Consider the following 18,832-nt stretch of genomic DNA (forward strand, 5'->3'; position numbering starts at 1 on the left):
CTGTCCGCTCCTGCCTGAAATGAAACGACCCCCACGCCCTCTGGCTTTGCATGGGACCGGAGTAAGCGCTAAAAGCGCCAACTCCGGATCGACACGTTCGCTGCCCCCCGAGGGGGCGTGGCAGCCCGCTTGGGGCGGCCCGGCGCGTACTGCCCATGGAACCCCTTTTTGACCGTGCCTACGCGGCCCACAGCGCGGGCCGGCTCGCCGACGCCGAGCGCGACTATCGCGCCGCGCTCGAGGCCGATCCGGCCCACGTCGACGCGCTGCACCTGCTCGGCGTGCTGCACCACCAGCAGGGCAAGCACGCCGAAGCGGCCGACCTGGTGCGCCGCGCGGTCGACCTGCGTCCGAACGATGCCGCGTTGCAGCTGAACCTCGGCAACGCGCTGAAAGCGCTCGGTCAGCTGGACGGCGCGATCGAGCGCTTTCGCAATGCGCTCACGCTCGCGCCGGAATTCGCGCTCGCCCACTACAACCTCGGCAACGCGTACTCGGCGGCCGGCCGTCACGAAGACGCAGCGATCGCCTTCGAACGGTCGCTGCGCTTCAAGCCCGACGACGCCTCGACCTACAACAATCTCGGCAACGCGCTGCATGCGCTCGGCAGGCACAGTGATGCGATCGGCGCGTTCTCGCGCGCGCTCGAGCTGCGCCCGCGGCATGCTGGAGCGCTCAACAACCTGGGGATGTCGCTCGCCGCGCTCGGGCGGAGCGACGAAGCGCTCGCACAGTTTCGCGCGGCCGTCGCCGCCGAGCCGCGCTTCGTCGCCGCGCATTTCAATCTCGGCAACGCGCTCGATGCGGTCGGCCGGCACGACGAGGCCGTGCCGGCGTTCGAGGCCGCCCTCGCGCTGCACGCACCGTTCCCGCCGGCCCTGTTCGGGCTCGGCAATGCGCTCGCCGCGCTCGGACGGCACGCAGAGGCCGTGCAGCGCTTCGAGCTCGCCGTCGGCCTCGATCCCGCGTTCTGCCTCGCGTGGCTCAATCTCGGCACGTCCCACCATGCGCTCGGCACGCACGAGGCGGCGCTGCGGGCGTTCGACCAGGCGCTGCGGCTGCGTCCGGAACTCGCGTCGGCGCACATGAATCGCGCGCTGACGCTGCTCACGCTCGGCGATTTCGCGCGCGGCCTGCCCGAATACGAATGGCGGCTGAAGGCGCTCGCCGGCGCGGACACGCTGGACTGCAGCGCGGCTGCGCTGCCGCGCTGGCACGGCGAGCCTATCGGTGATCGCACGCTGCTGGTGAAGGCGGAACAGGGCTTCGGCGACACGCTCCAATTCATCCGCTTCCTGCCGCTCGTACGCGAGCGCACCGCGCGCGTGGTGATCGAGGTCCAGCCCGAGTTGATGCCCCTCGTCGCGCCGCTTGGCGCTCAATGGCACGTGAAAGTGGTCGAGCGCGGCGCGCCGCGTCCGGCTGCGGACCTCTATTGCCCTCTCTTGAGCCTGCCGCTCGCGCTCGGCATGACCGCCGACACCTTGCCTAGCCGCATGCGCTACCTCGACGTGCCGAAGGACTACCAACGCCGCTGGCGCGGCTCGCTCGGTGGCCACGCGAAGCGCAAGATCGGCCTCGCCTGGTCGGGGCGCATCCAGGCCGGCGAAAACCGCGCGATCCCGCTCGCCGCGCTCGATCCGCTCTTCGCGCTCGAAGGCATCGACTGGATCGTGCTGCAGCGCGACTTGAGCGCCGCCGAACGCCACGCGCTGGATACCCACCCGCGCGCGGCCTCGATTCATCGCTTCGACGACCAGTTCGCTGGCCGGCGGATCGGCGATTTCGCGGATACTGCGGCCATCGTCGACCGGCTCGACGCGGTGGTGTCGATCGATACGTCGATCGCGCACCTGGCCGGCGCGCTCGGCAAGCGGCTGTGGCTGATGCTGCCGCTCGCCGCGGACTGGCGCTGGTTCGTCGGCAGCGACACGAGCCCGTGGTATCCGAGCGCGCGTCTCGTGCGGCAGAACACGCCAGGGGCCTGGGAAGAGGTCATCGACACCATCGCGCAGGAAGTGCGCGACGCCTGAAACGGGCGCCGACGCGACACCGCGCCAGAGAAGCAAACGGGCCCCCGATCCGAGACCCGGGGGCCCGCCAACGTAAGCGGCATGCTTGGCGCTTACGCCATCTTGTACTGGTTGCGCGCTTCGGACGTCCGATACAGCACGAGCGCCGCAATCAGGCCGCAGACCGCCGCCACGCCCATCCAGATCCCTGGCGCGGCCTTGTTGCCCGTAGCGTGAATCAGGTAGGTGGAAATGGCCGGCGTAAAACCACCGATGGTCGTCGCTAGGCTGTACGCCAGCGAAAAGCCAGCCGTGCGCACATTCGACGGCATCACTTCCGTCAAAGCCACGACCATCGCGCCGTTATAGCTGCCGTACAAGAACGACAGCCACAGCTCGACCGCCAGCAGCCGGCCGAACGACGGATCGGCGACGAGCCACTGCATGGCCGGATACGACGTGAGGATCGTGAGGACCGTGAACGTGATCAGCACCGGACGGCGCCCGATGCGATCCGACACCGCGCCCGCCACCGGCAGCCAGACGAGGTTCGACAAGCCGATGCAGACGGTCACGACGAGCGTATCGATGGACGACAGCTTCAGCACCTCGCGGCCGAACGTCGGCGTGTACGCCGTGATCAGGTAGAACGACACGGTGGTCATGATCACCATGCCCATGCCGCCGAGCACGATGCCCCAGTTCGCGAGCATCGACCGGAACACCTCGCCGATGCTGGGGCGGTGCTTCTTCGCGAGGAACTCGTCGGTTTCCTTGAGCGAGCGGCGGATCAGGAACAGGAACGGCACGATCAGGCAGCCGATCAGGAACGGCACGCGCCAGCCCCAGGCGCCCATCTGGTCGGCGGGCAGGACCTGGCTCAGCACCACGCCGATCAGCGCGGCGAACACCACGGCGACCTGCTGGCTGCCCGACTGCCACGAGCAATAGAAGCCCTTGTTGCCCTTGGTCGCGATCTCCGACAGGTAGACCGACACGCCGCCGAGCTCCACGCCCGCCGAGAAGCCCTGCAGAAGCCGGCCGAGGAGCACCAGCACCGGCGCGGCATAGCCGATCGTCGCGTAGCCGGGGATGGCCGCGACCGCCAGCGTGCCGATCGCCATCAGCAAGAGCGTGAGGATCAGGCCCTTGCGGCGGCCGTGACGGTCGATGTATGCGCCGAGCACGAGCGCCCCGAGCGGCCGCATCATGAAGCCCGCGCCGAACACCGAGAGCGCCAGCATCAGCGAGACGAAGCCGTCGCCGGCCGGGAAATAGGTCTTGGCGATCGCGGACGCGTAATAGCCATAGACCATGAAGTCGTACATTTCCAGGAAGTTGCCGCTGACGACGCGAAACACTGTCCTGACCTTGGATTCGTTGGGGGATGCGTGGGACGCGGTAGACATGAGCTTCTCGATGAAACGGCTTGCCGGAACGCCAGGCAAGCGGCAGTTGACACGTTGCCGGCTCGGCGCCGGCGGCCCGCGCGAAGGGAGCGCCATTTTGACGCGCCCGATTTGCGACGGAAAGAAAGCGATGCGCCGGAACCGGGCCGAGTCCCTAGTCATCGCCGGCCGCAATATTACTGTTAACGCCGATTTCGCGTACTTATCCGTTCGCCTAACGTCGGCAAGCAGCGACGGCGCAGTAAACTGGCCGCATTCCAAACTCTTCCCCCCGCTGTCGATGAATCCTCCCGCGTCGATCACGCTGCGTCACGCGAACCCCGCCGATGCGGGCCTCTTGGCCACCATCCACGCGGCAAGCTGGCAGGCGACCTACCGCGGCATCCTGCCCGACGAATTCCTGGACGACGAAGTTTCCATCGAGCGCGCCGCGTTCTGGCACGCGCGCATGAACGCACCCGACGACGGCCGGCGGCTCGTGCTGATCGCCGAGCTCGCGAGCGAGGCAGTGGGCTTCGTCTGTGTCGAGCGGCCGATCGGGTCAGCCTGGGGGGCGCTGCTCGACAACCTCCACGCGCTGCCGCAATACCAGCGGATCGGCGTCGGCAAGCTGCTTATCGGCGCCGCGCAGGATTGGGCGCGCGCATGCGGCGAAACGCAAATCCATCTGTACGTGCTCGAAGGCAACACTGCCGCGATTGCGTTCTACGAGCGCCAGGGCTGGCAACCGGCGGGCAAGGAGCCGGACCACATGGGCGGCATCGACGTGACCGCGCTGCGCTACGCGTACCGGCTGAACTGAGCCATGCCAATGGGCCGCCGCCCATTTCTCCGCAATTCACCTAAAAGGTCTGCATGAGCGCGCCTGAAAAATCCACATGGCGCGGCTGTCTCCCGCGAGTCGGCTAAAAACAAATCAGCTTTTTTAGGACAAGTCTGATCGTCAGACGGAAAGCCAACGAGCATCATCGGGTGCACCTCGCGGAATTCCTTGATCAGGCATCTCCGAATGCCTGCCTCGAAATCTCCGTATCCCCAATTTGCTGTTTTGCCACCGCTGAAAAGACATCCGATGACGACCATACCTCGCGCGGCCGTTCGAGGCGCGCTCGCACTGCCGAGAATGCGGCCCCTGGGCGATCCCACCCTGTCGTTTGGCGGCGAATGGCGCTTTTCGCTGCCTCAGGTCGATATTCGAGCTGACCTCATTGCGCTATATGCTGCGGTCCTCGACACCTTCTGCGTAAATCGCTGGCGCGACCCCGCCAGGCAGGCGCCGCAGCGTCCGCGCGCCCCGGAGCTGTCGCCGGCGCCGGTCGCCGGAGCGCCGCAAGCCGCGCCCGCTGCTGCGCCGCCCTCGCCGGTCCGGCCGATCGCCGCAGTCATCCGTTCGACCCCGCGCGATCGCAAGATCGCCGGGGTCTGCGCACTGGCCGGTGCCGCCGCGCTCTCGTGGATCGTGCTCAGCAACCTGCCGCCGAGCTTCTCGGAGCAGCACGCATCGCGCGCCGCCAAAACGGCGGACAGCTCGGCCACCGGCCTCGTCAAGCCGGCCGAACCGGCCGTTCAAGCCGCTGCGGCCAGCGCGCCTGCGCCGGGGAGCACGAACATGAGCGCGGGCACGAATGAGACGGCCCTTGCCGCAGCACGTGTCGAGCCGGAAGCGATGGCCGCGAGCTCGCCGGTCGCCGTGGCGGTCGCGACTGCGGCACAACCTCATCGGAGCGCCGGCCTTGACGAACATGTCCCGATGCCACGGCACGAAACCGAACCAGTCATGCGGGCCGACAATGTCGTCCGTCATCCGCCGGTTCCGGCCGCCGCGCAACATCGCGCCGAACAGCAAACGGCGCGCGCCGTAAGCCAGCCGGCAGCCGATGCCGCAACTGCACAGCCGGCAGTGCCCCAACTGCCGGCCGCCGCCGACACGGCTACCGCCGCGGCCAAGCCCTCGGTCAATACCGGCGCGTACGCTGCGCAAGTGCCCGGCTATGCAAAGGACACGACCTGGGTCAATCACATGACGCAACGGCGCATCACCGACATGCCGGATCAGTTCACCAAGTGATTCGGGCGCCGAAGCCCGGCGTCAAATGCGAAACGGCTCGACCACATGGTCGAGCCGTTTTCTTTTGCAGCGAGGGTCCGGGCAGCCGGACAACCGCTAGAAGCGCGTCTCCCGCGCGACGCGCAGGAACGTATCGAGCAGCGGCGTGCAGTCGAGCAACTCCGGCCCGCCCGCGCGATGAAACTCGGGGTGCCACTGCACGCCCACCACGAACGGCGCGCGCCGGTAGCGAACCGCCTCGATGATGCCGTCCCCCGACGACACCGCCTCGATATTCAAATCGCGTCCCAACGTCCTCACGGCTTGGTGGTGGATCGAATTGACCACCGCCTCGCGCCGCCCCGGGAACATGCTGGCGAGCGTCGAGCCGTCGGGAAAGCGGATCGAATGGCGATGCTGGTCGTAATGCTCGTTGACGTGGATGCCGGCCATCGGCACGTCGGTCGCGATGTCCTGATAAAGCGTGCCGCCGAACGCCACGTTGATCAACTGGCAGCCGCGGCAAACGCCCAGCACCGGCTTGCCCGACTCGATGAACTCGTGCAGCAGCTCCAGCTCGTACATGTCGCGCACGCGGTCGCCGGGCCATTCGGGGCGGTGCGAGGTCTCCGCGTAGGACTGCGGCGAGACGTCAGCGCCACCCTGCAGCAGCAGGCCGTCGAGATGCTTCGCATAGTCGCGCAGACGAATGTTGCTCGGGTGCAGCATCCCCTGGTGGCCGACCGTCGGAATCATGAAGACGAGCACGTCGCGCGACATGACCCAATGCGCGATCGATTCCTCCAAATATTGCAGCGTCTTGCCGCGCAGACCCTTCGCGCCGGGCTCCGGGTGGAAGATCCGCGCCGAGACGCCGATACGCAGTGTGCGCTGCGTGATGCGCTGGCCGGCCCGGTCGAAGAGGCGCCGCGCGCGCGCCGCGACGGTGCGGCCCAGCACCGACCATGCGGAGTCGCTCTGCCTCAGGTAGGCGGGCGGCGCGGTAGGCACCGCCCCTGGTGGCGGCGGACGCGATGTCTCGAAATCGGGCTGCGCGCCGAAGCCGGGCGGCACCGACGACCCGCGGGCTGACGCGGACGACGGCGTCTGGTCCGCCGGTTCGGCCGGCACGGGCTTCTCCGCCACCGCGGCGGCGGCCTGCGCGGACTCCGCCGCCGTGGCGTGGCCGGGCATATCGGTGGCGGCTCGCGTCGCCGGATCCGCAGACGGCGGCACGCTCGCGGCGTGCTGCGAGCCGGAATTCGACGCTTGGGATTGACCGGTTGAAGAGGAAGCGGGGCCGGGATTGCCGGCGTTGGGCGGCGTGTTTTCGCTCATGACGTTGTGACAGGCGCGTCTGGCACGCGAACGGTGGTAACCGTCTCATTATCCGCCAGCGAGCGTGGCGGCAGCAAACGCGTCATGGCACACGCGCCACGCCATCTCGATAGCGGAAACCTCGCCGCCCTGCCGCGAAGCCTTCGCTCTACAATGCCTGCGACACTCGCCGGACATTCTTTCGCGCCGTTTGCGCGCGCTCGGCACCGCCAGGCATCGCCGCGATTCGCCACCGACGCGTCGCCTCGCGCGGCCCTCTCTCAACCGCCCCGACTCCGAGCCAACCTCGCCACCATGCCAGCCGAATTCACTCCCTTTCCGCCGCTCGCCCAGCTCGCCGCCGATCTCGCCACAGGCAAGACCACCAGCCGCGCGCTCGTCGACGCGGCGCTCGAGCGCATCGCCGCCCCCTCGGGCCAAGGCTCGACCGTCTTTCTCGAAGTCGACGCCGACAGCGCCCGCGCCGCCGCCGACGCCCACGACCGCCTGCGCGCCGCCGGCACGGTACTGTCGCCGCTCGCGGGCATCCCGGTATCGGTGAAGGACCTGTTCGACATCGAAGGCCAAGTCACGCGCGCCGGCTCTCTCGCGCTGGCAGGCGCCGCCCCGGCCGCCGCCGACGCCGTCGCCGTCGCGCGGCTCAAGCGCGCGGGCGCCGTGATCGTCGGGCGCACCAACATGAGCGAGTTCGCGTTCTCCGGGCTCGGCCTCAATCCGCACTACGGCACGCCGCTCTCGCCGTACCGGCGCGGCGTGGCGGGCGAAGAGCGGATTGCGGGCGGCTCGTCGTCGGGCGCGGCGGCGTCGGTGGCCGACGGCATGGCCGCGGTGGCGCTGGCCACCGACACCGGCGGCTCGATCCGCATCCCTGCCGCGCTGTGCGGCCTGACGGGCTTCAAGCCGACAGCGGACCGCATCCCGCGGCAAGGCGGCGTGCCGCTCTCGGGCACGCTCGATTCGTTCGGGCCGATCGGCGTCTCGGTGGCCTGCTGCGCGCTCGTCGACCGCCTGCTCGCCGGGCTGGAGCCGCGCGTGCCGGCGCGGCGGCCGCTCGAAGGCGTGCGCCTCGGCGTGCTGAGCCACTATGTGACCGACGACGTGGAGCCGCCGGTAGCCGCCGCCGTCGACGCAGCGCTCAAGCACCTCGAAGCCGCCGGAGCGATCGTCTACGAGGTGCGCTTCGCGCCGCTCGAGCGCTGGCACGACATCAACCGCATCGGCTTTTCGTCGATGGAAGCGTACGCGTGGCACCGGCCGCTGCTCGAGAAGCACCGCGACAACTACGATCCGCGCGTGCTCGCGCGCATCCTGAAGGGCGAAACGGCGCGCGCCGCCGACTATCTGGACCTGCTGGCCGAGCGCGCGGCGATCATCGAGGCCGCCGCGCACACGCTGTGGCAGCGCTTCGACGCGATCGTCGCGCCCACGGTGCCGATCGCGCCCCCGCGCCTGGCCGACCTCGAGCACGACGACGAAGCGTTCGGGCGCGCCAACGCGCTCGTCCTGCGCAATCCGAGCGTCTTCAACTTTTTGAACGCCTGCTCGCTGTCGCTGCCCTGCCATCCGCGCGGCGACGCGCCGGTCGGCCTCATGCTGGCAGCCGCGCCGCACGCGGACGACGCCCTCATCGGCATCGGCCTCGCCGCGGAGCGGGTTCTGGCCCCGCTTCGCTGAGCACCTCGAAGGCTTCCCGCACCGCCGGCGCGCGGGCGCGGGAGGCTGCACTTTGAGACGGTTTTGATCAAAAAAACACCTGTTCGAAAAGCACACTAGAATCACGCGGTTAACACCTTTTCCGAGACCAACGTGCCTCTCATGAACGACAACACCGCGTTGCTGCGCCGCGAGCGCCGCCTTCTCGTCCTGCTGGGCCTCGTCTGCCTGGGCCTTCTGGCCGGCGCGCTCTACATGCAGATCGTCGAGCACGAAGACCCCTGCACGCTGTGCATCATCCAGCGCTACTTCTTCGCGCTGATCGCGGTCTTCTCGTTCCTCGGCGCGACGATGAAGGGCTGGCGCGGCGTCGCCGTGCTCGAGACGCTGGTCGCGGTGACCGCCGCGGCCGGCATCGCGGCTTCCGTGCGCCACGTCTATATCCAGCTGCACCCTGGCTTCAGCTGCGGCTTCGACGCGCTGCAGCCGGTCGTCGACAGTCTCCCGCCCGCGCATTGGCTGCCGCTCGTGTTCAAGGTGGGCGGCCTGTGCGAGACCGTCTATCCGCCGATCTTCGGCATCCTCCTGCCCGGCTGGGCCCTGATCGCCTTCGTGGCGATGTTCGTGCCGGTCGTCGCGAGTCTCTGGCGCAATCGCGCGCGCCGCGCGCTGTAAATCCATCGGAGCGGCTTCCGGCCAGGCCAGGCCGGCCGGTTTCGCCTTCTCTGCGCGTAAACACCTAGCCTGCTTCCGCCTGCGCTCCGGCGCGGGCCGGTCTTCCCGCACTTTCGGGCGCCAGCCTTGCCGCGCGCGGCCGTCCACGATCTGCGTCATATCGCCGCGATGGTCCGCGCAACAAGTCGTCGAACTGTCATGGGCGGCTCCGAATAGCCCCCATCACCATCGAGAAATATTTTCCAGATGTGACGGTGCTATCTTGAAACATGGATGGCGATCTACGTGCGCGGCCGGCGCTCCTGCGGCCCTGCGTAACGCGCGCCCGATCCGCAATGTCTCTGGATTGGCTATGACAACGCAACCCATCCGCTTCTACCACCGCGGCGCCGTCCGCGAGGTCTCCGGCTTGCCCGCGACGCGCACCGTGCTGCAGCACCTGCGCGAAGACCTCTATTGCACCGGCACCAAGGAAGGCTGCGCCGAAGGCGATTGCGGCGCGTGCACGGTCGTCGTCGGCGAGCTCGACGCGAACGGCGGCCTCGCGCTGAAAGCGGTCAACGCGTGCATCCAGTTCCTGCCGACGCTCGACGGCCGGGCGCTCTTCACCGTCGAAGACCTGCGCGCGGCCGACGGCGCGCTGCATCCGGCGCAGCAGGCGATGGTCGATTGCCACGGCTCGCAATGCGGTTTCTGCACACCGGGCTTCGTGATGTCGATGTGGGCGCTCTACGAGAATCAGCCTGCCGGCGCCGGCCTGCCGACGCGCGACGAAATCAACACCGCACTCTCCGGCAACCTGTGCCGCTGCACCGGTTACCGGCCGATCGTCGATGCGGCGCAGAAGATGTTCGACTACCGGCAGTACCCGCGCGCGGCGTTCGATCGAGAGAAGGCCGTGCGGGCGCTGCAAGCGATCCGGCGCACCAGCACCTTCGCCTACCGCGCGCCTGATGCGCGTGGCGCCGCGTTCGGCACGCCGTCGTTCTGGGCGCCGCTCACGCTCGATGCGTTCGCCACGCTGCGCGCCGAGCACCCTCGCGCGCGGCTGCTCGCGGGCAGCACCGACGTCGGCCTGTGGGTGACGAAGCAGTTTCGCGAGCTCGGCGACATTCTCTACATCGGCAACGTCGCCGAACTGAAAACGACCGCGCGCGACGGCGCGGCGCTCACGATCGGCGCCGCGGCCTCGCTCGAAGACGCCTACGCGGCGCTCGCCGCCGACTACCCCGAGCTCGCCGAGCTATGGATGCGTTTCGCGTCGCTGCCGATCCGCAACGCGGGCACGCTCGGCGGCAACGTCGCGAACGGCTCGCCGATCGGCGACGCGATGCCTGCGCTCATCGCGCTCGATGCGCAAGTCGTGCTGCGCCAAGGCCCAAACACGCGCACGCTGCCGCTCGACGCGTTCTACCTCGGCTACCAGAAGACCGCGCTCGAGCCCGGCGAATTCGTCGCCGCGATTCGCGTGCCGCTTCCCTCCCCAAGTTTGCGCTTTCGCACCTACAAGGTGTCGAAGCGCTACGACCAGGATATCTCGGCCGTCTGCGCGGCCTTCGCGCTGCACGTGACGGATGGGCGGATCGCGTCGGCGCGCATCGCGTTCGGCGGCATGGCCGCGACGCCCAAGCGCGCCGAGCATGCCGAGGCCGCGCTCGCCGGCTCTGCCTGGGACGATGCCGCCACCCGCCGCGCAATGGACGCGCTCGCGTCCGACTACCAGCCGCTCACCGACATGCGAGCATCGAGCGCATACCGGATGAAAGTCGCGCGCAACCTGCTGTGGCGCTTCCATCTGGAAACGCGTGAAGACGCGCCGCTTGCTCTTGCCGACGTGAACGCGTTCGCATTCGAAGCCCTCGATGCGAGTGCCGCCGGCGCAAGCCTTGCATGGGATCCGAGTAGGCGCTAAAGCGCCAACTCGGATCGACAAAGGAGCCTCGATGAACAAGCAAACCGATGCTTTCATGGGCAACCTGCGCGGCAGCACGCCTGATGCCGCCGCCGACGTTGCCGCAATCGGCACGCCGTTGCCGCACGAATCGGCCACGCTGCACGTGAGCGGCGAGGCGATCTACACCGACGACATTCCCGAGCTGGCCGGCACGCTGCACGCCGCGCTTGGGCTTTCGCGCCACGCGCATGCGCGCATCGCATCGCTCGACCTGACGGCCGTGCGCAACGCGCCGGGCGTGGTCGCCGTGCTGACCGCCGCCGACATTCCCGGCGAAAACAATTGCGGTCCGGTGCTGCACGACGATCCGATCCTCGCCGACGGCGCCGTGCTCTATCTCGGTCAGCCGGTGTTCGCCGTGGTCGCCGAAACGCACGAGCACGCGCGGCGCGCCGCGTCGCTCGCGAAAAGCGACGAAGTCGTGCGCTACGAGCCGCTTGAACCCGTGCTGACGGTGGCCGCCGCGAAGGCGAACAAGCAATACGTGCTGCCGCCCCTGCACCTCACGCGCGGCACGCCGGCGTCCAAGATCGCCTCGGCGCCGCACCGCTTGCAGCGCACGTTCGAAGTCGGCGGCCAGGAGCAGTTCTATCTCGAAGGACAGATCGCCTACGCGCTCCCCAAGGAGATGGACGGCATGCTCGTCCACAGCTCGACGCAGCATCCGAGCGAGATGCAGCAGGTGGTCGCGCACATGCTGGGCTGGCCGACGCACAACGTCGTCTGCGAATGCCGGCGCATGGGCGGCGGCTTCGGCGGCAAGGAATCGCAATCGGCGCTGTTCGCCTGCGTGGCCGCGCTCGCCGCGCAGCAGCTGCATCGCCCGGTCAAGCTGCGCGCCGACCGCGACGACGATTTTCTGATCACCGGCAAGCGCCACGACGCGCTTTACCAGTACGAAGCCGGCTTCGACGAAGCGGGGCGCATTCTCGGCGCGCGCGTCGAGATCGCGCTGCGCGCGGGCTATTCGGCAGACCTCTCGGGCGCCGTCGCGACGCGCGCCGTCTGCCACTTCGACAACGCCTACTACCTGTCCGACGTCGATATCGTCGCGCTCGCCTGCAAGACCAACACGCAGTCGAACACTGCGTTCCGCGGCTTCGGCGGCCCGCAGGGCGCGCTCGTGATGGAGGTGATGATCGACGACATCGCGCGCGAGCTCGGACTCGATCCGCTCGACGTGCGGCTCGCGAACTACTACGGCATCGGCGAGCGCGACGTGACGCCGTATGGTCAGCGCGTCGAAGACAACATCCTCGCGCCGCTCACCGAAGAGCTGCTCGCCTCGAGCGACTATCGCGCGCGCCGCGCGGCGCGCGCCGCATTCAACGCGAAGAGCCCGGTGCTCAAGCGCGGCATCGCGATCACGCCGGTCAAGTTCGGCATCTCGTTCAACGTGCCGTTCCTTAACCAGGCGGGCGCGCTCGTGCACGTCTACAAGGACGGCTCGGTGCTCGTCAATCACGGCGGCACCGAGATGGGCCAGGGGCTCAACACGAAGGTCGCGCAGGTCGTCGCGGGCGAACTCGGCCTCGCGCTGTCGCGCGTGCGCGTCACGGCGGCCGACACCTCGAAGGTCGCGAACACCTCGGCGACCGCCGCGTCGACGGGCAGCGACCTGAACGGCAAGGCCGCCGAAGCCGCCGCGCGCACGATCCGCGAGCGGCTCGCGGCGCTCGCCGCGAAGACGCTCGGCGGAAATGCCGAAGACGTGCGCTTCGAGCACGGCAGCGTCATCAGCAACGGCGGCGCGATGCCGTTCGCGCAGCTCGTCAACGCGGCCTATCTCGCGCGCATCCAGTTGTGGTCCGACGGTTTCTACGCGACGCCGAAAGTCCATTGGGACGCCAAGACGCTGACGGGCCATCCGTTCTATTACTTTGCGTACGGCGCGGCGGTGTCGGAGGTGGTCGTCGATACGCTCACGGGCGAATGGAAGCTCGTGCGCGCTGACGTCCTGCACGACGCGGGGCAGTCGATCAATCCGGCCATCGATCTCGGCCAGGTCGAAGGCGGCTTCATCCAGGGCATGGGCTGGCTCACGACCGAAGAGCTCTGGTGGAACCGCGACGGCCGCCTGATGACGCACGCGCCGTCGACCTACAAGATTCCGGCCGTCAGCGACACGCCCGCCGCGTTCAACGTGCGTCTCTATCGCAATGAAAACGCCGAGCCGACGGTGTTTCGCTCGAAGGCCGTCGGCGAGCCGCCGCTCTTGCTGCCGTTCTCGGTGTTTCTCGCGATTCGCGATGCGATCGCCGCCGCGGCGCCCGAGGTGAAAAGCGCACCGCCGTTGCGCGCGCCGGCGACGCCCGAAGCGATCCTCGACGCGCTCGAAGCCCGAGAGACGCAGCGCGACGCGAACGCCGCCTCGCCGGCGCCGTCCAACTCGACGACGGCCACGGCCGCCTGAGTTCAAAACGCCTTGCGCCGCAAGGCGCCCCGATCAACCGCCCCGCGCGCCGCTAACCGCGCGGGCCTAGCCTGGAGCGACCGGATGCAACCTTGGCTGCCCGATCTGCAACACCTGCTCGCGCACGGCGACGCCGTCGTGCTCGTGACGGTTGCGCGCGTCGAAGGTTCGGCGCCGCGCGAAGCCGGCACGAAGATGATCGTCACGCGCGACTCCGCGCGCCACACGATCGGCGGCGGACACCTCGAATGGCGCGCGATCGAAGTCGCCCGCGAGGTGCTCAAGGACGGCATGCGCACGCCGCGCATGCGCCGCCTCGAGCGCTTCGCGCTCGGCCCGAGCCTCGGCCAATGCTGCGGCGGCGCGGTCGTCATCGCGTTCGAGCGGCTCGACGTGAGCGACCTCGGCTGGGTGAGCACGCTCGCCAAGCGCATGCAAGCGGGCCGATCGACCGTGCGCAGCGTATCATTCGCCCCCGCGCCCGATGTGGTGATGCTCTCCGACCCCGAGCCCGGCGTCGAAGGCCCGGACTGCCTGCTCTGGGACGGCACCGGCTTCGACGAGAGCAATGCGCTTCTCACCGAAACCATCGCGCCGCGCGACTTCGCGGTCGTGCTGTTCGGCGCGGGCCACGTAGGCGCGGCGCTCGTGCGCGTGCTGGCCACCTTGCCCTGCCACGTGCAATGGGTCGACGAGCGCGACGCGCAGTTCCCGCCGCCCGAAGCGCTCGACGGCATCCTGAACGTGACGATCGACGCGAACGACGCGCCCGACGAGGCGATCGACCGCGCCGCCGCGCAGACCTACTTCATCGTGATGACGCACAACCACGCGCGCGATCTCGAGCTCGCGGAGCGCATTCTGCGGCGCGGCGACTTCGCGTTCTTCGGGATGATCGGCTCGCATACCAAGCGCAAGCAGTTCGAGCACCGGCTCGCCGCGCGCGGGATCGACCCGGCGCAGATTGCGCGGATGCATTGCCCGATCGGCGTCGAGGGGATCGTCGACAAGTCGCCGGAGATCATCGCGGTATCGGCGGCGGCGCAGCTGCTGCGGGCGGTGGAGGCGAACGCGCATCACGCGGCGAGCGCCGTTTAGAAGCCGTCCCGCGCCATTGACGGACAGGACCGATTGCAACAGCACATTGAAAAACCGAAGTCTCAGCCCGCAACACCAGCCAGCTCGACCAACGAAAGGACGCAACCCGCGCCACGGCCCCGGCTCGCAGCGCGTCCGCCCATGCTTTTACAAGAGCCCTTTAAAAGACCGACCATGACCACGACACTCGCAGACAAAGCCGCTCGCGCCCCGAAGGCCGAATTGCACATCCACGTCGAAGGCTCGCTCGAACCCGAGCTGATCTTCAAGCTCGCGCAACGCAACGGCGTGAAGCTCGCGTACGACTCGATCGACGCGTTGCGCGCCGCCTACGCGTTCACCGATCTGCAATCGTTCCTCGACATCTACTACGCAGGCGCAAGCGTGCTGTTGACCGAGCAGGACTTCCACGACATGACGGCGGCCTACGTCGAGCGCGCGCTCGCCGACAACGTCGTGCACGCCGAGATCTTCTTCGATCCGCAGACGCACACCGAGCGCGGCGTCGCGATCGAAACGGTGGTGGCCGGGATCGAGCGCGCGCTCGCCGACGCCGAAGCGCGCGGCATGACGAGCAAGCTGATCCTGTGCTTCCTGCGGCATCTATCGGAAGAGGACGCGCTCGCGACCTTCGACGCCGCCCTGCCGCTCTTCGACACCTACCGGCACCGCCTGATCGGCGTCGGCCTCGACTCGTCCGAGCGCGGCCATCCGCCCTCGAAGTTCGAGCGCGTGTTCGCGAAGGCGCGCGCCAAAGGGCTCAAGCTCGTTGCGCACGCGGGCGAGGAAGGCCCGCCTTCGTACATCTACGAAGCGCTCGACCTGCTCAAGGTGGACCGCGTCGACCACGGCGTGCGCAGCATCGAAGACCCGGCGCTCGTCACGCGCCTCGCCGACACGCGCGTCGCGCTCACCGTCTGCCCGCTCTCGAACCTGAAGCTCTGCGTGTTCGACGACCTGACCAAGCACACGCTGAAGGGCCTGCTCGATCGCGGCGTCGCCGTGACCGTCAACTCCGACGACCCCGCCTACTTCGGCGGCTACGTCAACCAGAACTATCTCGCGACGATCGACGCCTTGAAGCTTTCCGACGCCGACGTCTACACGATCGTGAAGAACGGCTTCGAGGCGTCCTTCATCACCGATGCCGAGCGCGCCGGGTTCCTGGCGAAGCTCGACGCTTACTGGCATAGCGGACAACCGCATGCCGTTCCCTGAAGTTCCACGACTATTTCGCTAGAGACGTATCAGTCATGAGTCAAACTGCAAAACGTGACATCCCCGGTGATTCCAGCGCCGAACGCACCCGCAGCACCGCTTACCGTGCGCAGCTGCTGACCTTCAAGGGCGACCCGGCGCGCTCGGCCGACGCGGCCGTGTTCGAGGAAGACGGCCTGCTGATCGTCGAGGACGGCCGCGTGGCCGCCGCGGGCGCCCATGCGGCGCTCGCCGGCCGGATCACACCGGACACCGAGGTGCAGGATCTGCGCGGCAAGGTGATCGTGCCGGGCTTCATCGACACGCACATTCACTATCCGCAGACGGACATGATCGCGTCTCCCGCGCCGGGCCTGTTGCCCTGGCTCGAAACCTACACGTTCCCGACCGAGCGCCGCTTCGCCGATCCGGAGTACGCCGCCGACACGGCGAACTTCTTCTGCGACGAACTGCTCGCCTCGGGCACGACGACGGCGCTCGTCTACTGCACGGTGCACAAGAGCTCGGCCGACGCGCTCTTCACGGCGAGCGTTGCGCGCAACATGCGGATGATCGCGGGCAAGGTGCTGATGGACCGCAACTGCCCCGAGTTCCTGCGCGACACGGCGCAATCGGGCTACGACGACAGCGCCGAGCTGATCGGCCGCTGGCACAACCGCGGCCGCCAGCTCTACGCGCTCACGCCGCGCTTCGCGCCGACCTCGACCGAGGCGCAGCTGGAAGCGTGCGGCGTGCTCGCGCGCGAGCACCAGGACGTGTTCATCCAGAGCCACGTAGCGGAAAACGTCGACGAAGTGAAGTGGGTGGCCGAGCTGTTCCCGGGACACCGCAGCTATCTCGACGTCTACGATCACTACGGCCTCTTGCGTTCGCGCGCGGTGTACGGGCACTGCATCCACCTCGACGCAGAGGACCGCAGGCGCATGGCGCAGACGAACACCGTCGCGTCGCACTGCCCGACGTCGAACTTCTTTCTCGGCAGCGGCCTGTTCGACTTCGAGAAGGCCGACGAGGCGGGCGTACCGGTCGCGCTCGCGACCGACGTCGGCGGCGGCACGTCGTTCTCGATGCTGCAGACGATGAACGAGGCGCACAAGGTCGCGCGCCTCTCCGGCTATCACCTGAGCGCCACGCGCATGTTCTGGCTCGCGACGGCGGGCGCCGCGCAGGCGCTGAACCTCGGGGACAAGATCGGCACGCTCGCGCCGCAATCGGAAGCGGACTTCATCGTGCTCGATCCCGCCGCGACGCCGCTTCTGGCGCGCCGCACGTCGCGCGTGCAATCGCTCGAAGAGTTGCTGTTCGCGTTCGCGCTGCTCGGCGACGATCGCGCGATCTTCGCGACCTACGCGGCAGGCGCGTGCGTGCATCGGCGCGATGCGCGCCGCGAGCGATTCGCGGCGCTTGCGGCGGCGTGAGGATCTGCTCTACAGGGTCATGCAGGCCCGGTGCAACGTATTGAGCCTGCGCACCGGGTCTGCGACGAACGGATTCGTCTCGTCCCACGCGTACCCCGCGAGCACGGCGCTGATCATCCGTCGAATCGACGGCGCCTGGGCGGGATAGAAGATGATGTCCTGCAGCTCGCCCGTGTACCACCGGTCGACGAAGGCGCGGAACGTATCGATCCCGCGGCGCAGCGGCCGGTCGTAGTCGGCGAGCCAATCGACGGTCTCGCCGCGCAACTGGCGCTCGAGCGTCCGCACGGCCAGATGCGCCGAGCGCAGCGCGATCGTCACCCCCGACGAAAACACCGGATCGAGAAACTCCCCCGCGTTGCCGAGCAGCGCGTAGCCCGGCCCGTACAGGCGCTCCACGTTCGCCGCGTAGCCGCCGATGTGGCGCACCGGCATCAGGAACGGCGCGTCGCCGATCAGCGCGGCGAGCGTAGGCTCCGTGCGAATCAGCTCGCGCAGCTTCGCTTCGCGCCCGGCCTCCGGCACGTCGAGAAACGCCGCTTCGGCCACGCAGCCCACCGACGAGCGCCCGTCCGCGAGCGGGATCATCCAGTACCAGACATCGCGCCGCTCGGGATGCACGGCGATGCAGATCTTGTTGCGATCGGTGCTGCCGGCCGGCAAGGCGTCGCGCACGTGGGTGAAGATCGCAGCGCGCGCCGGCATGCGCGTCGGCGACTCGAGATCGAGCAGGCGCGGCAGCACGCGGCCGAAGCCGCTCGCGTCGAGCACGAAGCGCGCCTTCACGGTGTAGGCATTGCCCGCTTCGTCGGCGGCTTCGAGCGACGGCGCGTCGCCGGTTTCGATCGCGAGCACCGCGTGGCCGAAGCGCACGTCCGCGCCCTGTTGAGCCGCGCAGCGGATCAAGATGTCGTCGAATTTCGCGCGCTCGACCTGATACGTCGTGCCCCAGCCGGCCGAGTGCTTGTCGCGGAAGTCGTATGAAGACGCCTTCTCTCCGTGCACGAAATGCGCGCCGTTCTTGTACTGAAAGCCGGCCTCGACGACCGCTTGCAGCATGCCCGCCTCTTCGAGGTAGGCCATGCTCTGCGGCAGCAGGCTTTCGCCGATCGAAAAACGCGGGAAGTGCTGCCGCTCGAGCACGAGCACGGAGTGCCCGGCTTTTCTCAGGAGCGCGGCCGCCACTGCGCCCGAGGGTCCGGCGCCGATGATCGCGACGTCTGCAAGTTGCGAAGATGAGTGGGTCATGGTGTTGTCGCCGATTCCGATTTGCGCACTCTACCTTCTGCCAATCCTCCGCCCAACTTCATTTACTTTTTGAAATCAATGCGATTTCGAGCCCGCGGGCGCCCGGCCGTTGTAAGCGGCGCTGCCCCCCGTGCTATACTCCGCCCCTCATTGGGGAGTAGCCGCCCCGCCGCACGACACTCGCAGCCTTTAATAGCAGCGAGCCGCACGTGATCCGGCGGGGGCGCCCGTCAACAAACTTGGCCCGACAGGCCATGGCGGACGCAGCCTCCGGGCCTGGCGAGACCGATGATCCACGCACGCCGCTTTAGGGCCCGGTGCTGCCGTGGATCGTCGCGCTCGCACACAT

The 18,832-nt window shown here is 68.4% G+C and carries 13 protein-coding genes and 1 riboswitch; of the genes, 10 read left to right on the forward strand and 3 right to left on the reverse strand.

From position 1 onward, the window contains the following. Positions 1-155 precede the first annotated feature (155 nt). Positions 156-2,033: a tetratricopeptide repeat protein gene (locus tag FAZ69_RS03690; protein WP_136892601.1), complete on the forward strand. Its 1,878-nt coding sequence runs from the start codon at positions 156-158 to the stop codon at positions 2,031-2,033. 92 nt (positions 2,034-2,125) lie between these two features. Here the strand turns inward: FAZ69_RS03690 and FAZ69_RS03695 are convergent, their stop codons facing one another. Further along, positions 2,126-3,421, reverse strand: a complete 1,296-nt coding sequence (locus FAZ69_RS03695) for an MFS transporter (RefSeq protein WP_136892602.1) — start codon at positions 3,419-3,421, stop codon at positions 2,126-2,128. 280 nt (positions 3,422-3,701) lie between these two features. On the opposite strand from FAZ69_RS03695, the gene FAZ69_RS03700 reads away from it, so the two are divergent. Together FAZ69_RS03700 and FAZ69_RS03705 are read left to right on the forward strand one after the other, a co-directional pair. After that, on the forward strand, positions 3,702-4,223 hold the full coding sequence (locus FAZ69_RS03700; RefSeq protein WP_136892603.1) for a GNAT family N-acetyltransferase: 522 nt from the start codon (positions 3,702-3,704) through the stop codon (positions 4,221-4,223). A gap of 270 nt (positions 4,224-4,493) precedes the next feature. Further along, a complete protein-coding gene (locus FAZ69_RS03705; RefSeq protein ID WP_136892604.1) occupies positions 4,494-5,489 on the forward strand; it encodes a hypothetical protein in 996 nt (331 codons plus the stop codon). A 96-nt stretch (positions 5,490-5,585) separates the two neighbouring features. Here the strand turns inward: FAZ69_RS03705 and FAZ69_RS03710 are convergent, their stop codons facing one another. Further along, on the reverse strand, positions 5,586-6,806 hold the full coding sequence (locus tag FAZ69_RS03710) for a type 1 glutamine amidotransferase (protein WP_136892605.1): 1,221 nt from the start codon (positions 6,804-6,806) through the stop codon (positions 5,586-5,588). 294 nt (positions 6,807-7,100) lie between these two features. Between FAZ69_RS03710 and FAZ69_RS03715 the strand changes: the two genes are divergently transcribed. The 7 genes from FAZ69_RS03715 to guaD all read left to right on the forward strand — a co-directional run bounded on the left by FAZ69_RS03715 (position 7,101) and on the right by guaD (position 17,235). Then, on the forward strand, positions 7,101-8,480 hold the full coding sequence (locus FAZ69_RS03715) for an amidase (protein ID WP_136892606.1): 1,380 nt from the start codon (positions 7,101-7,103) through the stop codon (positions 8,478-8,480). Positions 8,481-8,621: 141 nt separating this feature from the next. After that, on the forward strand, positions 8,622-9,134 hold the full coding sequence (locus tag FAZ69_RS03720) for a disulfide bond formation protein B (protein ID WP_136892607.1): 513 nt from the start codon (positions 8,622-8,624) through the stop codon (positions 9,132-9,134). 352 nt (positions 9,135-9,486) lie between these two features. Further along, positions 9,487-11,046 (forward strand): xanthine dehydrogenase small subunit, encoded by a 1,560-nt coding sequence (gene xdhA, locus FAZ69_RS03725; protein ID WP_136892608.1) that lies wholly within the window; start codon positions 9,487-9,489, stop codon positions 11,044-11,046. A 31-nt stretch (positions 11,047-11,077) separates the two neighbouring features. Next, positions 11,078-13,501, forward strand: a complete 2,424-nt coding sequence (gene xdhB, locus FAZ69_RS03730; RefSeq protein ID WP_136892609.1) for a xanthine dehydrogenase molybdopterin binding subunit — start codon at positions 11,078-11,080, stop codon at positions 13,499-13,501. 84 nt (positions 13,502-13,585) lie between these two features. Beyond that, the gene (gene xdhC / locus FAZ69_RS03735) at positions 13,586-14,599 is read left to right on the forward strand and encodes a xanthine dehydrogenase accessory protein XdhC (RefSeq protein ID WP_136892610.1); all 1,014 of its coding nucleotides are present in this window, start codon (positions 13,586-13,588) and stop codon (positions 14,597-14,599) included. 174 nt (positions 14,600-14,773) lie between these two features. Next, the gene (locus FAZ69_RS03740; RefSeq protein ID WP_136892611.1) at positions 14,774-15,817 is read left to right on the forward strand and encodes an adenosine deaminase; all 1,044 of its coding nucleotides are present in this window, start codon (positions 14,774-14,776) and stop codon (positions 15,815-15,817) included. 35 nt (positions 15,818-15,852) lie between these two features. After that, on the forward strand, positions 15,853-17,235 hold the full coding sequence (gene guaD / locus FAZ69_RS03745) for a guanine deaminase (protein ID WP_136892612.1): 1,383 nt from the start codon (positions 15,853-15,855) through the stop codon (positions 17,233-17,235). Positions 17,236-17,244: 9 nt separating this feature from the next. Here the strand turns inward: guaD and FAZ69_RS03750 are convergent, their stop codons facing one another. Further along, positions 17,245-18,483 (reverse strand): NAD(P)/FAD-dependent oxidoreductase, encoded by a 1,239-nt coding sequence (locus tag FAZ69_RS03750; protein ID WP_136892613.1) that lies wholly within the window; start codon positions 18,481-18,483, stop codon positions 17,245-17,247. Positions 18,484-18,623: 140 nt separating this feature from the next. Further along, positions 18,624-18,797: riboswitch (yybP-ykoY riboswitch) on the forward strand. The last annotated feature ends 35 nt before the right edge of the window (positions 18,798-18,832 follow it).

Source organism: Trinickia terrae, assembly GCF_005144415.1.
Lineage (GTDB): Bacteria > Pseudomonadota > Gammaproteobacteria > Burkholderiales > Burkholderiaceae > Trinickia_A > Trinickia_A terrae.

What these genes read in the sequence shown, in the direction of transcription:
- FAZ69_RS03715 (WP_136892606.1), top strand. Translation starts at nt 7,101, where the DNA reads ATGCCAGCCGAATTCACTCCCTTTCCGCCGCTCGCCCAGCTCGCCGCC.
- FAZ69_RS03705 (WP_136892604.1), top strand. Translation starts at nt 4,494, where the DNA reads ATGACGACCATACCTCGCGCGGCCGTTCGAGGCGCGCTCGCACTGCCG.
- FAZ69_RS03700 (WP_136892603.1), top strand. Translation starts at nt 3,702, where the DNA reads ATGAATCCTCCCGCGTCGATCACGCTGCGTCACGCGAACCCCGCCGAT.
- xdhB (WP_136892609.1), top strand. Translation starts at nt 11,078, where the DNA reads ATGAACAAGCAAACCGATGCTTTCATGGGCAACCTGCGCGGCAGCACG.
- FAZ69_RS03710 (WP_136892605.1), bottom strand. Translation starts at nt 6,806, where the DNA reads ATGAGCGAAAACACGCCGCCCAACGCCGGCAATCCCGGCCCCGCTTCC.
- FAZ69_RS03695 (WP_136892602.1), bottom strand. Translation starts at nt 3,421, where the DNA reads ATGTCTACCGCGTCCCACGCATCCCCCAACGAATCCAAGGTCAGGACA.
- FAZ69_RS03750 (WP_136892613.1), bottom strand. Translation starts at nt 18,483, where the DNA reads ATGACCCACTCATCTTCGCAACTTGCAGACGTCGCGATCATCGGCGCC.
- xdhA (WP_136892608.1), top strand. Translation starts at nt 9,487, where the DNA reads ATGACAACGCAACCCATCCGCTTCTACCACCGCGGCGCCGTCCGCGAG.
- xdhC (WP_136892610.1), top strand. Translation starts at nt 13,586, where the DNA reads ATGCAACCTTGGCTGCCCGATCTGCAACACCTGCTCGCGCACGGCGAC.
- FAZ69_RS03740 (WP_136892611.1), top strand. Translation starts at nt 14,774, where the DNA reads ATGACCACGACACTCGCAGACAAAGCCGCTCGCGCCCCGAAGGCCGAA.
- FAZ69_RS03720 (WP_136892607.1), top strand. Translation starts at nt 8,622, where the DNA reads ATGAACGACAACACCGCGTTGCTGCGCCGCGAGCGCCGCCTTCTCGTC.
- guaD (WP_136892612.1), top strand. Translation starts at nt 15,853, where the DNA reads ATGAGTCAAACTGCAAAACGTGACATCCCCGGTGATTCCAGCGCCGAA.
- FAZ69_RS03690 (WP_136892601.1), top strand. Translation starts at nt 156, where the DNA reads ATGGAACCCCTTTTTGACCGTGCCTACGCGGCCCACAGCGCGGGCCGG.